Source organism: Marinobacter alkalisoli, assembly GCF_045449795.1.
Classification (GTDB): domain Bacteria; phylum Pseudomonadota; class Gammaproteobacteria; order Pseudomonadales; family Oleiphilaceae; genus Marinobacter.
Genome location: NZ_JBJJLB010000016.1, coordinates 375,197 through 389,197 on the forward strand (window position 1 = coordinate 375,197; position 14,001 = coordinate 389,197).

Genomic DNA, 14,001 nt, shown 5'->3' on the forward strand with positions numbered 1-14,001 from the left:
ATGAACAATGACAAAATCAACGGACACAACCTATGATCTGGTGGTCTTCGGGGCGACCAGTTTTGTAGGGCAGATCCTCACGCGGTATCTGCTGGAGACCTACGGAGTGGGGCAATCGGTTTCCTGGGCAATCGCCGGACGTTCACAGGGCAAACTCGACAAGCTCAAGGGCGATCTGGGGCCCAAAGGTACGGAACTCCCAGTCATCATTGCTGATGCCGCCGATGAGTCCAGCTTGCAGGTAATGTGCGACCAGACGCGGGTCATCATCTCCACGGTCGGACCCTACGCGTTATACGGTGAGCCTCTGGTTCAGGCCTGTGTGCGCACCGGAACCGATTACTGCGACCTGACCGGGGAAGTACAATGGATTCGCAAGATGGTCGAGCGCTACGAGGAAGAGGCACAGTCGTCCGGCGCCCGCATTGTCCATTGTTGCGGCTTTGACTCCATCCCGTCGGATATGGGCGTCTGGTTCCTGCAGAATAAAGCGGAGGAGACCTTTGGCGCGCCTTGTCGTGATGTTCGTATGCGGGTGAAGGTCGCCAAAGGCGAGTTTTCGGGGGGTACCGTGGCTTCCATGATGAACGTGGCCAGGGAAGCCGCAGCGGATCCCCAGCTGCGAAAGGAACTGGCGAACCCGTTCTCCATCTGTCCGCCGGAGCACCGCTCGACAACCCGTCAGCCAAGCCTCAAAGGCGCTGAATTCGACAAAACCTTCAATGTCTGGCTCGCACCCTTTGTGATGGGCGCGATCAATACCCGGGTGGTGCATCGCTCCAACGCCTTGCAGGATGCCCGGTACGGCAAGGAATTCACTTACGACGAAGCGATGATGACCGGCCGTGGCGCCAGGGGGCGGCTGGCTTCGTACGCCATCATCGGCGGCCTGGCCGGGTTCTTTACCGCCTCTGCCATCAAGCCGACCCGCTGGCTGGTGGAGAAGTTCGTGCCCAAGCCCGGCGAAGGGCCCAGCCCGGAAGCCCAGAAAGCCGGATTCTACGATCTGCGTTTTGTTGGCCGGACCGAGGATGGCAAAACCATCATCACCAAGGTAACCGGCGATCAGGACCCGGGGTACGGTTCCACCGGTAAAATGCTGGGTGAGGCAGGCATGTGCCTGGCGTTTGATGTGCCCGCCGAGCAGCCGGGCGGTTTCTGGACACCGGCATCGCTGCTGGATGGCAAACTGCTTGAGCGCCTGACCTCCAAAGCGGGCCTGACCTTTGAGGTAGTGGAAACCCGCTGAAGCGATCCTAGCTGAGGTGAACCACCGCGCCGGGGCCGGGAATGGCTTCCGGCGCGTGGCCCAGACTGATCACGGTTTTCCCGCTGAGCCAGGCCGGCAGCCGCGCATTGATCCGGTCGCGGGTTGTGGCATCCACGCCAGTGAATGGCTCGTCCAGAATGACAATAGGGCGAGACGTCAGCAACACCCTGGCCAGGGCAATGCGCCGGGCCTCGCCTCCCGATAAACGGCTGCCACTGGCGCCAAGCCAGGTATTCAGCTGCTCCGGCTCATGAACGAATCGTTCCGCCATACCCACCAGTTCCAGTACGCTCCAAAGCTGTTGATCCGTGGCATCCGGATTACCCAGCAAAAGATTGGACCGCAAGGTATCCTCGAACAACACCGGTTGTTGCGTCAGGTAGCAACATTCCCGGGTGATCAGCGAGCCGGCTGTTGGCGTTATCAGTCCCGCCAGGGCGTCGGCGAGTGAGGATTTTCCGGAACCGGATACCCCGATAATTCCCAGCCACTGCCCGCATTCGACGGACAGGTTGAAATGGGTCATCAGCGGTGGATGGTTCGGGTGCCGCAGGGTCAGGTTACGGATCTCGACTGCTACATTTTCCTGCAAGGCAGGGCTGGGTTCCGGGGCCGGATGGCCATCAGGCGCATCGTGACAGTCCCGGTTCAGTCTTGCGGCGGAGGCTATCGTGCCACCGAGTCGGCCAAAGGCGTCAGGCAGCATGGCGTAGACTTCGCCCAACCCCAGCAGCGCGATGGGCAGCAACACCATGACCGGACCGCTAATGGCATCAATGCTGTAGAGCTGTAGCCCCACCCACAGCGCACAAACCACCGCCAGGTTGATCAATACCTGGGTGAGGGCAGAGTGCCAGCCCACGCGGGTTTCCGTCTCTGCCTGCTGCCGTGTCACCCAGGAGGCGTTACGCAGCAGCCAGGCGGCATGCTTTCCGGTACGTCCGGCGGCGGTGAGCTCAGCAAACCCATCCAGATGCTCTATCACTCCGGTGCGGATTTCCTCGGTTTCGTCGGTTTGCCGAGAGGTCAGCGCGCGGGTTCTGAAAAATACCGCCACCGTCGCCCCCACGAACGCCACGGTTAGCAGGGCGAGCAGGATCAGCGCCAGTTGCCAGCTGTAAAACAGGGCCGCCGTGATCACCAGGAGCATGGTCACCAATGCGGCCAGCGCCGTCGGGGCGATCAGTCGAAGGTACAGGGTGTCCAGCGCATCCACATCACTGGTCAGCCGTGAAAGCCACTGTGAGCCCCTGAGGGCTGACCGGCTGCCGCGTCTGGCCAGGGACAGCTGACGGAACAGGGTAACCCGGATATCGGTGAGCAGTCTCAGCACCGTATCGTGGTTGTAGACGCGTTCAAGATAGCGCGCCACGGTCCGAGTGACCGCAAACAACCGGATACCGCCACCGGGTATATAGAGATTGAGGGACGCCTGCACACCGGCAGCCAGCAGCAGTCCGGTGAGTGCTGTTGCGGTAATAAACCAGCCTGAAAGTGCCAGCAGCCCCATACCGGCAAGCAGCGTCAGCAACATTAACAGGCCGCCGGTTATCAGCCGCCCCGGGCGCTGGAAGATCAGTGCCAGCCAGGGTTTGAGTTCAGGCATTGCGAACCTCTCCCTGCGAGACCAGTAGAATACGGTTGGCCAGCGTGAGCAGCGCCTGGTGGTGAGTGGCAAAGATCAGCGTTTTGCCGGCAACCGACAGTTTGTGCAACGCCTCCAGCACGAAAATCTCGCTGTCGGTGTCCAGCCCGGCGGTCGGCTCATCCAGCAGGATCAGGTCATAATCCGCCACAAAGATCCGGGCCAGGCTCAGGCGCCGGGCCTGACCGCCGGACAGCCCCTGGCCATCCTCGGAGACGGTGCTGTAGATTCCCTGGTCCCGGTTGTCGATCAGGTATCCCAGCCCCACATGCCGCAGCGCCGCCTCAATGGCGATGTCCGATGCATCCGGCGTGGTCAGCCGCAGGTTATCCGCCCAGCTGCCATGCACCAGAAACGCTGACTGCCCGAGCCAGCCAAAGCGGAAACTGCCGGCGGGCTGGCCGAACACGTCAACAGTGCCTTCATCGGGACGGATGAAACCGGCCAGGATCTGAAGCAGGGTAGACTTGCCGCCCCCGGAGGGTCCGGTCAGGGCAACAATATCACCCCGTTCAACGACTAGGGACTGATTGCTGAAAACCGGCGGGCCATCGCCATACCTCATCGAGATACCCTGCAGGCTAATCCGGCTGTTGTTCCCATTTACCCCTTGTTGCTGTGTTGGCGCGGTGACTGGTCGCGAATGGGGTTCGGGTGTCGAGCGCAACCTGGCCAGAAGTTCGGCGCTGGCGCCCAGTGCTGCAGCCCGGTCGTGATAGTGCTGGGAGAGGGTACGCAGGGGCTGGAAAAACTCCGGTGCCAGCAACAACACCAACAGGCCCGAAAACAACGTCAGCTCTCCGGCGGGGCCCCAGGCGATGTAACCCAGCAGGCCAAACCCGATGTAGATGGCGATGACCGCAATAGCGACCGACGCAAAGAATTCCAGAACGGCGGAGGAAAGGAAGGCCACCTTCAGAGTCTTCATGGTGATTCTGCGGTAGCGATCCGAGCGTTCACGAATGGCGGTAATGGCGGTATCCGTCGCGCCAAACAGTTGCAAAGTGGTGAGCCCGCGCACCTTGTCGAGAAACTGGCCGGACAGCCGGCTGATGGTTTCAAAATGCTGTTGGTTGAGCTTTTCCGCTCCCATCCCCACCAGGGCCATGAATATCGGAATCAGGGGCGCGGACAGCAGCAGGAAAATGCCCGCGAGCCAGTCCAGCCAGAATACCACCACCAGAATGATCAGCGGGAGTGCAACGGCCAGCACCAGTTGCGGCAGGAAACGGGCGAAATAACCATGCAGGGCATCCACATGGTCAATCCATTCCCGCGCCAGCGTACCTGCGGATTGCTGCCCGAGATGAACCGGGCCACAGGCCCGCCAGTGACGATTGAGCTGACGACGGACATCCGCGCGCACCTTGCGGCTGCATTGTGCCGCCACCCGGGTCTGGAGGCCCTGGGCGACACCACGAACCAGGATGGCAGCCACCAGCCCGGCGAACAGGGCACCCAGTTCGGTTACCGGCGCCTTATCGACCACGCCGAGGTAGACAATGCGTGCCAGCAACGCCATCTGGGCAATGGTGGCCAGCCCGGCCACCGTGCCCGCGATAACCGCTCCCCGAATCAGGGAGCGGCTGCCCCGGGCCAGTTCACCCAGCCATGTCCGGACGTCCGCAGGCGTCGGTTCGGTCACTTAATGATATCCCTCGCCGGCCCGGACCTTGCCGCGGAATACCCAATACGTCCAGGCGGTATACGTCAGCACAATGGGAATCACGAACAGCAGACCAAGCAACAGGAACAGCTGGGACTCATAGGCGGAGGCCGCATCCCACAGGGTGTAATCCGGTGGTACCACATAGGGCCAGCGGCTGACGATCAGGCCCAGGTAGGTAAAGATGAACAATCCCATGGTGGCAACAAAGGGCATGCCTTCAGAGCGCTTGCGGACCGACCGGAAAATCTGGAACGCACACAGCAGCGTCAGCGCCGGCAGAATCCAGATCACACTGAGGTTGGAGAACCAGCGGTCCCGTACCATGTCATCCACAAACGGTGTCCACACACTGATAATCCCAAACACCACCAGCACGCCGCCCAGCAGCGGCAGGGCCAGCTTGTACGCCCAGTCCTGCAGGCGACCTTCCGTTTTCAGGATCAGCCAGGTGGTGCCGAGCAGCGCATAACCGGCGAGCATGCCGAGCCCGGTCAGCACCGTGAACGGGGTTAACCAGTCCAGGGCACTACCGACGTACACGCCATCCATGGTTTCAAACCCCTGGATGTAGGCGCCAACCACCGCGCCCTGGGCAAACGCCGCCAACGTGGAGCCACCGGCGAACGCCCAGTTCCAGAGATAGCGGGATGTGTTGGCCTTGAAGCGGAATTCGAACGCCACGCCCCGGAAAATCAACCCAGCCAGTAACAGGAACACACCAATGTACAGGGCCGGCAGCAGGATGGAATACACCATCGGGAACGCCGCCAATAGCCCGGCGCCGCCCAGCACCAGCCAGGTCTCGTTGCCGTCCCATACCGGGGCGACGGTGTTCATCATGGTATCCCGGTCTTCCTCGGAAGGCGCAAAGGGAAAGAGAATGCCAACACCCAGGTCAAACCCGTCCATCAACACGTACATGATGATGCCAAAACCAATAATGAAGGCCCAGATAAGGGGCAGATCAAACAGTTCCATAATCAATGGCCTCCGTGCTTGGTGGGTTTCGCGGTACCGACAAGGTCGCCTTCATTGTGCTCAATCTCAAAGGGCACATGGGTTGCGGACAACGGGCGTTTCGGGCGCTCCGCTTCATGATCGTCGTCTTCGTGTGAGTCCTCCAGACCGACATACAGTACACGCATGAGATAATAGACCCCGGCAGAGAACACCAGGGCGTACACCACGATATAGCCGATCAGAGTGAAAAGGGCCATACCGCCGGTGAGGGACGGTGTAACCGAATCAGCGTGGTTCATCATCCCGTACACCAGCCAGGGCGCGCGGCCGGTCTCTGTCACTATCCAGCCGGCCAGTACCGCAATAAAGGGGGTAATGCTCATAAACCGCAACCCCTGCAGGAACCAGGGAGAACGCCAGTAGCGACCACCCGCCCTGAGGATCAGACCGGTCACCGCAAAGGCGATCATCAGCAAACCAAGGCCCACCATCACCCGGAATGACCAGAACACCAATGCAACCGGGGGCTGTTCATCGGCCGATATTTCGTTCAGGCCCGGAACCTCGCCATCCCATTCGTGGGTGAGGATGAGGCTTGCCACGCCCGGCAAGCCAATCTCAAACAGATTGGTCTGGTTTTCCTGGTCCGGAATCGCAAACAGCAACAACGGCACATGGGTAGAGGTTTCCCAGTTGCCTTCCATTGCCGCCACCTTCATCGGCTGGTGCTCCAGAGTATTCAGACCATGAAAATCACCGACAACCGCTTGCAGAGGCGCGATGAACAGCAGCAGCCAGAGACACATCGACAGCGCTTTCTTGTTCGCCTTTATCTCGCGGCCCTTCAGCAGGTACCAGGCGCTGACCCCGGCAACCACGAAACTGCCGGTCAGGAACGACGCCAGCCCCATGTGCATAAAGCGGTAGGGGAAAGACGGGTTGAAAATGGCTTCGCTCCAGGAAGTTACGTAGAACACGCCATCACGCAGTTCCGTACCTGCAGGAGTGTGCATCCAGCTGTTTGCGGCCAGAATCCAGAACGAGGAAATAAAGGTTCCCAGCGCCACCATAATGGCCGCAAACAGGTGAACACCGGCCGGTACCTTGTTGCGCCCGAACAGCAGCACGCCAAGAAACGCAGCTTCCAGGAAGAACGCCGTCACCACCTCATAACTGAGAACCGGGCCGAGGAAGTTGGCCGAGGCCTGGGCAAAATTGCTCCAGTTGGTGCCGAACTGGAACGACATCACAATGCCGGACACCACCCCCATACCGAAGACAACGGCAAAGACCTTGGTCCAGAAACCCGAAAGCTTTTCCCATACCGGATTGCGTGTTTTAAAGAAGAGCCCTTCAAGCACAGCGATGAAGGAAGCAAGCCCGATGGTGAACACCGGAAAGATGGCGTGAAATGACACCACAAACGCGAACTGGATTCGCGATAGGATGAGAGGATCAAGTTCCATTGGGAACCTCCGGTAACTACTCACACGTTACAAAAACGGGCAAAGCGCACCCGTTCGGCCGCTGCCTAAGCTCATATTGTAAAGTTGTTATTACCGGCAGATGCGGGCCATGCTACTAAAAACAGGGCCCTGACCAACAGGACAAAATGTCTCTGTCCCTTGATCTATAACAATTATGGCGAATCCAATGAGCTTTTACGAAGACCGAATACTGCCTCACATCATAGACTGCACCTGCTCCGTGGGCCAGGTGATGAAACTGCGTAGCCAGGTCGTACCGAAGGCCAGGGGCGTGGTGCTGGAAGTCGGCATGGGTTCCGCCATCAACCTGGAATTCTATAACCCGGACACCGTCAGCCTGGTCTATGGCCTGGAGCCGTCCGAAGGCATGCGCCGAAAAGCCCGGGAAAACCTCAGCCGGTCACCGGTAAACGTGGAATGGCTGGACCTGCCGGGAGAGAAAATCCCGCTGCCTGACAACAGCGTAGACACCGTTCTGCTGACCTTCACCCTGTGCACCATACCCGACTGGCAGGCCGCTCTGGAGCAGATGAAACGGGTGCTCAAACCCGACGGAGAACTGCTGTTCCTGGAGCACGGAGAATCCAGTGACCAAGGCGTTCGCCGGTGGCAACACCGGATCACCCCGGGCTGGAAAAAACTGGCCGGGGGCTGCCACCTGAACCGCCCGATAGCCGACCTGATCCGCGAAACCGGGTTCGACATTCTGGAACTGGACAACCTCTACATGCCGAAAGCCCCAAAGATCGCCGGCTATATCTACAAGGGCAGGGCAGTCAAAGCGGCATGAGCTTTCCCCGGCGGCCAATTGGAATTGCGTTAGCCGACACGGCCTTATACAATTCTGCCCCTCAAAACCTCCCTCCGATGCCCGGATGGTGAAATTGGTAGACACAAGAGACTTAAAATCTCTCGGCCGCAAGGCCGTGCCGGTTCGATTCCGGCTCCGGGCACCATTTGCTTCCTACCATATGACCTCACCCCAACTTTCGTGATCACCGTCATGCTCTCCACCGCTCACAGAAAGCCAAACATGGTTATTTTCACGACATTCCGCTATAAAAGGCTTGGGCTGGGTGCCCTGTGAACACAATGAAAAACCAAGGGAATGAGATCATATGAAGCAGCAAACCTTTATCAAGTCGGTCATGGTGACGTCCGTCGCTCTGGTTTTGTCCGCCTGTGGTGGTGGCGGCGGAGGAGGTGGGAGTGATCGTGAAGTGTCGTCTGGTGGATCGCTTTCTCTGGACGATGGCGGCTATTCGACCCGTAAGGCATCGCTCAACACGCAAGAAGATTTCGAGGGTACGACGTCTGCCTATCAGTCATCGGAAGAAGCCCTGGACCTCGTGACTGAAGTCGAGGAGGTTATCAACTCTGGCGGGCTGGAGGAGGTCGCTCAAGATGGCGCGACTGCTCAGGCGCAGGATGCTTCCGTGGATCTGGCTTGCGAAAATGAGGGCGGCTCGGTCAAGGTCACCGACAATTCTGTCTCCGGCGTCACTGACCTGCGCTACGACTTCAGCAATTGTGGATTGACGACGGTGAGTTTCGGTCAGGTTGAGCTGAACGGTTCCTACACCTACAAGGAAAGTGGCAGTTCCAGCTCCGGATCGGAATCCTGGAGTGGTTCGGAGACTTTCAATATCTCCGGGAGCTTTGTTGCCTCCGACACGCCATTCGCTCTCAAAGGTGGTGATAGCTGGTCAGAAACCTCTGATGCCGCTGCGGAAAAGGCCACTCTGACGCTGACATCTGATGTTCTGGAGTTCAAGAAAGGGACAAGTTACGTCGCATTGCAGGGCTCACTCATTACCCTCAGCGTTGAGGGCGACCAGCTGTCTTTAAGTACGCAATTCAAACTGATCAGCTCGGCAATGAACGGCTACGTTGACTATACAACGCCCAGCCCCGTCGTGATCGATCTCTCCCAGGAGACCCTATGCCCCATCCAGGGGATCAATCGTATGGCAGGGGATGGTGTGGTTGAAGTGCGTTACGGGATGGACACCGGCACCGGCGCGGACGTTGTCGTGGAGGTCAACAATAATACTGTTGAGTCCTATGAAACCTGCGACGAATTCGATGCCAACGTGTTCCCGGGTGCTCTGTAGTAACTGAGTATACAGGGGCAGCACAAGCTGCCCCTGATGCGGCTAACTGATAGGCCGTTACTTCTTCGCCATAGCCTCCAACATCCGATTAACCGCCTCCAGATGCTCCGGCTCGTTGTGGCACATGCCCTGAAAATTGGCGCATACATCCAGGAAATCCTTCAGCTCCATACGCGGAGCCATTTTCATCAGGCGCTTGGTCAGGCGCGTGGCTTTCGGCGGCTGGCTGGCCATTCGATCCGCCATGGCTTGTGCTGCATTGAGCAGTTCATCGGCGGGGACGACTTCCAGAACAATGCCCAGTTCCTTTGCTTCTTTCGCATCGATGATGCGGCCGGTGAGTGTCAGTTCGAAGGCTCGCTGGTAGCCGATCAGCCGCTGCATGAACCAGGCACCGCCATCGCCGGGGATGATGCCGAGGTTGAGGAAGGTTTCTCCGAACTTTGCGGTTTCCGAGGCGAGGCGGATATCGGCCATGTTGGCCAGGTCGAAGCCTGCGCCGATGGCGGGGCCGTTGACGGCGGCGATGATGGGGACTTCCACATCCTGCAGGGCCAGGGGGATTCGCTGGATGCCTTTGCGGTAGCGGTCGGCGCATTCGGCCACATCGCCGGCGAAATCACCGCTGCGGTTGGCCATGTCGCGGATGTTGCCGCCGGCGCTGAAGGCGGAACCGGCGCCGGTGATTACCAGTACTGATACGTCTTCACACTGGTTTACCCATTCGGCGGTGCTCACGATGTCCTCGATCAGGTGGGATCCTGTCAGAGCGTTGCGCAGGTCGTGGCGATTCAGGGTGAGGGTGGCTACCCGGTTTTCCAGGGTCAGCAGGGCGTCGGTCAGTTGCGGTAGGGTGGTCATGGCTTCGATTCCTTGTGATCAGTAGTGCGTATCTTCCCGCGCCGGGTCCGGGTTGATCAACTGCGTGCGACTTCGCCGGTACCTTCGTACTTCAACCCAGCCGTGAACGGCCAGGGCGGAGAACACGATAACCCCGCCGATCAGGCTGAGTCTGGGCGGTACTTCGCCAAGGAACAGCCAGACGAGGAAGGAGCCCAGTACGGTTTCCAACAGCAGCATCAGGCTGACTTCCGCCGCGGGAATATAACGGGGGCCGATCTGGATAAGAATGCAGGCCATGGGGAGAAACACCAGGCAGAGCAGGGCGATAAAGAAGCTGTCCCGGGGTGAGGGTATGTGTGCGCCGCCGGCCAGCGCGGCCACAGCGGCCAGCAGCAGGGCGCCGAACATCAGCATCACGCTCATGTCGCTGTCCGGTTTGGAACGGGCCATGTTTAGGTTGGAGGCAAGGGCCGTGGCGGCAACGAATGCCATGATCAGCCCCAGCGGGTTGCCCTTGCCCCATTCACCAATCGCCATGAACGTGGCGCCGGTGACGCACACCAGGATGATGGCCCAGGTTCTAAGGGGCAGGGTTTCCTTCCACACTGCCCACGCGATCACGGCGGCAATCACCGGCGCGGTATTCAGGATCACCAGAACGTTGCCGGCGGCGGTGTTTTTCATGCCCACTACAAAGCCCAGTGTGCTTATGGCAAAGGCCCCTGCGCAGAACAGGCCTTTCCAGCCGCATTTGCGGATCTCGGGTACCAGTCGTGAGCGGTACCTGAGCCAGCTGATCACGTAAAAGCTGATGGCCAGCAGAAGGCCCCGCCAGAACACGAAAACAACCGGGTCGACGGAGGTAATCTTTACGAGGAGCGCGTCCGGGGTAATAAACAGCACGCCCAGTGCGGCAATAGTCAGCCCTTTTATCCGGGTTGTTTCTACGGTCAAGTTACCGGTTCCCTGGCGTGTGTTACTGGTTGTCCTGATCTGGCAGTGGGGTGATGGTGTTGATGTCTCCGGTTGGCACAGCCGGGTCGTCCTTCATGACGACCAAGATGCCGCCGACGATGATGGCAACGGCAACAACGATCTTAAGGATGGTGGATTTCTGCATGACGGTCCTCTCCCTGAGAAAATAGCTGAACTGTCTCTATCTTGTGGGCGAGGAGGGAGGATAGCAACCCAAACAGGGGCAGCAGGCGCCGCCCCTGTTTGGCAGGGATCAGAGATTGGTTCTTGGGTTCAGATCCACCCCGAACGCCGGGGAAGCCCAGCCTGCGACGGTATCTTTCTGTATGGGCAGTGGTTCGCCTCCGGTGGTGACATCATTCTCATTGCCATACTGCAACCAGGTCAGGGTGGGCACTTTGCCGACCGGAGGTTTGCTGTAATCGCAGACACCGTTCGGGAAGATCTCCGCGACTTGTTGGGCGAAGTTATCGGAAGTGAGCACGCCGTCAAGGATGCTGGCCGGATAGTCCGCCGGTTCCACGGGTTTCAGTTGGCATTTGTTGTTCAGTGTGGTGATGGCGTCACCGGCGACGGTGCGCGGGGTGCCGAAGCGGGTCTGGACCACCAGTTCCTGGATTTTCACGACCTCGTCTGTGATGGGCTGGAGCGGGTCGGTGATGGTGTCGGGAAGCCCCAGGTCGCCCAGATCCAGGCCACAGACTTGCCCGGTGGCAACGTCCAGTATCTGGCCCAGCTCTGCGGGGAAGGTGGGAATCTGGTCGGAATCCAGCCCGGAGACTTGCGGCTCCGGATAAAGCAGGTTACCGGTGTAGGGCGCTTTGGGGCCTTCTGCAGAGAACGGCGCGGACAGCGACAGGCAACGGTCCCTGGCGGTGACGGGCTTATTGGCGATGACCTTGTTCGGCACCGGAGTCGCTTCCTGATCAGCTTCTATGCCGGCCAGCCACTGATCCATGACCAGCAGTGCTTCGGTGGTGAAGATGGTATCGCCGGCCAGCGGGAAGGCGCCGTACCAGATCACGTGGTTGCGGGCGTGGCCCTGGGTTTCTTGCAGCCGGGCCCGTACCTGCCAGGAGTGGAAGGCGTCGTGGGCAATGCCGGGGTCCGGGCCGCGCAGGTCGATGATGGGGACGTTGGCGAGGTTTTCCGCAGTGTTGACTGCACCGGTGCGGTAGGCATTCTCCAGCGCTTCCGGGTCAGCAGCGATACGCTCCGGCTGGTAGTTGATGTCCACGTCGAGACCACCGATGTCGCGGTTGACGGCCAGGAACTGATCGCCAGTGATGACGCCGTCCTGCAAGGCTTTCAGGCCGTACTGCACGCCGGTGTTGTCCAGCGGAATGCCGGCAAAGCCCCGTGACAGCAGTTGCTCATTGGGGGACCACGCGTCTGGCTGGCGCGTGCCGAACTGATTGACCATGTAATCAATCAGGCCGCAGCGCAGGCCATCCGGGCGGGTTTCCGGATCATACACGTCCGCTTGTCCCGCCAGGCCCGGGCAGTTCTCCTGATCCGGCTCCGCCGAGGGGAAGAAGGCCAGGTCGGAAACGATCGGATTTACCGGCAGGTGGCCGTACAGCGCAGGCCACTGGACCGCCAGTACCGGTGAGGTGAGCAGGCTCTCAACGAAAGTCAGCAGGTCTGCCGGGTCTTCGGATACCTTGTTGCCCAGGTACTCGTTGAGCAGGTTGTAGTCGGCAAACTGGGTGGCGGTGGTCCACACATCCGGGTAGGAGCATTGAACGATCAGCCCCTGATAAATGCCCGGATAGGCGTTGGCGATATGCTGCTGGGCAATGGCGCCGCCGGAGCATCCGGTGCCGATGGTGTAACGCACCGGGCCATACTGCTCAACGATGTGTTCCTTGGCCATTACCAGGGATTCCGCTGCGGTCACCAGGTTGACGTTATGCCCGAGGTTGGCCTGGGCCGTGGACAGGGTCACAAAGCCGCGTGCAAGGGCGACGGAAATGCTGTCCCCCAACAGGGTTTCCGCTCCCTCCGGCGCGGTACCGGCAATATCGCCATTGGGCGGCTGGCCCATGCCGTAGCTGACGCCCACGTTGCCCCCGTGATGGATCAGGATTTTGCCGTTCCACTGTTCCTGGGGCGCCAACGCTGACCATTCCTGATCCGGCTGATACAGGGACATGACCTGGTAGCGATCGCGGTTCATCACGCCGGTTTCCACCCGCACGATGTAGGGAACGGTGACGCCTTCATCGGTGGTGACCTGGGCGATGTCTTCGGACGGTGGCGGGTTTTCGGGGTCGTAGGGCAGGAATGCCCCCGGTAATCCGGGGGATTCCGGGTCAAAGCTTTCGGCAAACAGGTCAAACTGCGACTGGGGCACATATTTTAACTCGAATTCCGCCGGCTGGTTACACTTGTCGTCTACCGGGTTCTCGTTGGTGCAGTTCCAGGGCTGAACCTGGGGGCCGGAGAATACCGGGCCGCCTTTGGGGTGGTTGGTGATGGTTTTGCGCAGCACACCGCCTTTACCGAGGATAACCTTGAGTTCGTTCTCGCCGAGTTCCAGGCCGGTGATCAGCCCACGACGCGTACCGTTCTCCATGGCGGTCAGGGCGTCACTGATGTCTTTACCGTTGAGCTGGATTCTGGCGCCCTCAAGATTCGCTGACGCCACTTCTACCAGGGCGTCACCACCGTTGATCAGGTCGGGCCGGTTTGAAAGCACGCGGATAACACCCTGGCCAGCCACTTCCTGCTGTTCCGAATCCACCGCGCTGGTCGTGTCATCGGGGTTGTCATCTGAGCCGCCGCCACCTCCGCCGCAGCCGGTGAGCGCTATTACGACTGCCAAGGGCAAAGCCTGCTTGATTAGTCTCATGATTACCTCTTTTTGTTGTTTTTTTGTGATGTTTTGTCACGCTTTGCCGACATAAAACCATAAGTTTTACTGTCTGGGCGTTGGCCACGCGGACATTGGAGGGTGTCACTTTTGTGAACTGTGTCACGAACTACCTGGGACGGCGTTGCGGACGATGCCGACGAAAGTCTGCTCGACTTGACGC

At 59.6% G+C, this 14,001-nt stretch carries 11 protein-coding genes and 1 tRNA gene; 4 read left to right on the forward strand and 8 right to left on the reverse strand.

All coding sequences use genetic code 11. The annotated features are described in order from the left end of the window. Positions 1–7: 7 nt before the first annotated feature. Positions 8–1,249: a saccharopine dehydrogenase family protein gene (locus ACJO3M_RS06300; protein WP_407000519.1), complete on the forward strand. Its 1,242-nt coding sequence runs from the start codon at positions 8–10 to the stop codon at positions 1,247–1,249. 7 nt (positions 1,250–1,256) lie between these two features. Here the strand turns inward: ACJO3M_RS06300 and cydC are convergent, their stop codons facing one another. The 4 genes from cydC to ACJO3M_RS06320 are packed head-to-tail and all read right to left on the reverse strand — an operon-like array spanning position 1,257 to position 7,010. Continuing rightward, on the reverse strand, positions 1,257–2,876 hold the full coding sequence (gene cydC, locus ACJO3M_RS06305; protein ID WP_407000520.1) for a thiol reductant ABC exporter subunit CydC: 1,620 nt from the start codon (positions 2,874–2,876) through the stop codon (positions 1,257–1,259). Then, positions 2,869–4,560, reverse strand: a complete 1,692-nt coding sequence (cydD, locus tag ACJO3M_RS06310; RefSeq protein WP_407000521.1) for a thiol reductant ABC exporter subunit CydD — start codon at positions 4,558–4,560, stop codon at positions 2,869–2,871. The genes cydC and cydD overlap by 8 nt, the downstream gene beginning before the upstream one ends. After that, positions 4,561–5,562: a cytochrome d ubiquinol oxidase subunit II gene (cydB, locus tag ACJO3M_RS06315; protein ID WP_407000522.1), complete on the reverse strand. Its 1,002-nt coding sequence runs from the start codon at positions 5,560–5,562 to the stop codon at positions 4,561–4,563. A 2-nt stretch (positions 5,563–5,564) separates the two neighbouring features. After that, entirely contained in the window at positions 5,565–7,010 is a 1,446-nt protein-coding gene (locus tag ACJO3M_RS06320; RefSeq protein ID WP_407000523.1) for a cytochrome ubiquinol oxidase subunit I, read from the reverse strand. A gap of 187 nt (positions 7,011–7,197) precedes the next feature. On the opposite strand from ACJO3M_RS06320, the gene ACJO3M_RS06325 reads away from it, so the two are divergent. From ACJO3M_RS06325 to ACJO3M_RS06335, 3 genes are all read left to right on the forward strand, one after another. After that, positions 7,198–7,821, forward strand: coding sequence for a class I SAM-dependent methyltransferase (locus ACJO3M_RS06325; protein WP_407000524.1), 624 nt, complete (start codon positions 7,198–7,200; stop codon positions 7,819–7,821). A gap of 79 nt (positions 7,822–7,900) precedes the next feature. After that, positions 7,901–7,987, forward strand: a tRNA-Leu gene (locus ACJO3M_RS06330). 162 nt (positions 7,988–8,149) lie between these two features. Next, positions 8,150–9,145, forward strand: coding sequence for a hypothetical protein (locus ACJO3M_RS06335; protein WP_407000525.1), 996 nt, complete (start codon positions 8,150–8,152; stop codon positions 9,143–9,145). Positions 9,146–9,202: 57 nt separating this feature from the next. Here the strand turns inward: ACJO3M_RS06335 and ACJO3M_RS06340 are convergent, their stop codons facing one another. The 4 genes from ACJO3M_RS06340 to ACJO3M_RS06355 form a co-directional block, all read right to left on the reverse strand. Next, positions 9,203–10,006, reverse strand: coding sequence for an enoyl-CoA hydratase-related protein (locus ACJO3M_RS06340; protein ID WP_407000526.1), 804 nt, complete (start codon positions 10,004–10,006; stop codon positions 9,203–9,205). Between the two features lie 18 nt (positions 10,007–10,024). Beyond that, complete coding sequence (locus ACJO3M_RS06345) at positions 10,025–10,942, reverse strand: DMT family transporter (protein WP_407000527.1); 918 nt, start codon at positions 10,940–10,942, stop codon at positions 10,025–10,027. Positions 10,943–10,964: 22 nt separating this feature from the next. Further along, entirely contained in the window at positions 10,965–11,108 is a 144-nt protein-coding gene (locus ACJO3M_RS06350) for a hypothetical protein (RefSeq protein ID WP_407000528.1), read from the reverse strand. A 108-nt stretch (positions 11,109–11,216) separates the two neighbouring features. Further along, a complete protein-coding gene (locus ACJO3M_RS06355) occupies positions 11,217–13,817 on the reverse strand; it encodes a DUF6351 family protein (protein WP_407000529.1) in 2,601 nt (866 codons plus the stop codon). Positions 13,818–14,001 lie beyond the last annotated feature (184 nt).

Bases quoted from the DNA above. Each gene is read 5' to 3' on its own strand.
- ACJO3M_RS06300 (WP_407000519.1), top strand. From the start codon at position 8: ATGACAAAATCAACGGACACAACCTATGATCTGGTGGTCTTCGGGGCG.
- cydC (WP_407000520.1), bottom strand. From the start codon at position 2,876: ATGCCTGAACTCAAACCCTGGCTGGCACTGATCTTCCAGCGCCCGGGG.
- cydB (WP_407000522.1), bottom strand. From the start codon at position 5,562: ATGGAACTGTTTGATCTGCCCCTTATCTGGGCCTTCATTATTGGTTTT.
- ACJO3M_RS06320 (WP_407000523.1), bottom strand. From the start codon at position 7,010: ATGGAACTTGATCCTCTCATCCTATCGCGAATCCAGTTCGCGTTTGTG.
- ACJO3M_RS06325 (WP_407000524.1), top strand. From the start codon at position 7,198: ATGAGCTTTTACGAAGACCGAATACTGCCTCACATCATAGACTGCACC.
- ACJO3M_RS06335 (WP_407000525.1), top strand. From the start codon at position 8,150: ATGAAGCAGCAAACCTTTATCAAGTCGGTCATGGTGACGTCCGTCGCT.
- ACJO3M_RS06340 (WP_407000526.1), bottom strand. From the start codon at position 10,006: ATGACCACCCTACCGCAACTGACCGACGCCCTGCTGACCCTGGAAAAC.
- ACJO3M_RS06350 (WP_407000528.1), bottom strand. From the start codon at position 11,108: ATGCAGAAATCCACCATCCTTAAGATCGTTGTTGCCGTTGCCATCATC.
- ACJO3M_RS06355 (WP_407000529.1), bottom strand. From the start codon at position 13,817: ATGAGACTAATCAAGCAGGCTTTGCCCTTGGCAGTCGTAATAGCGCTC.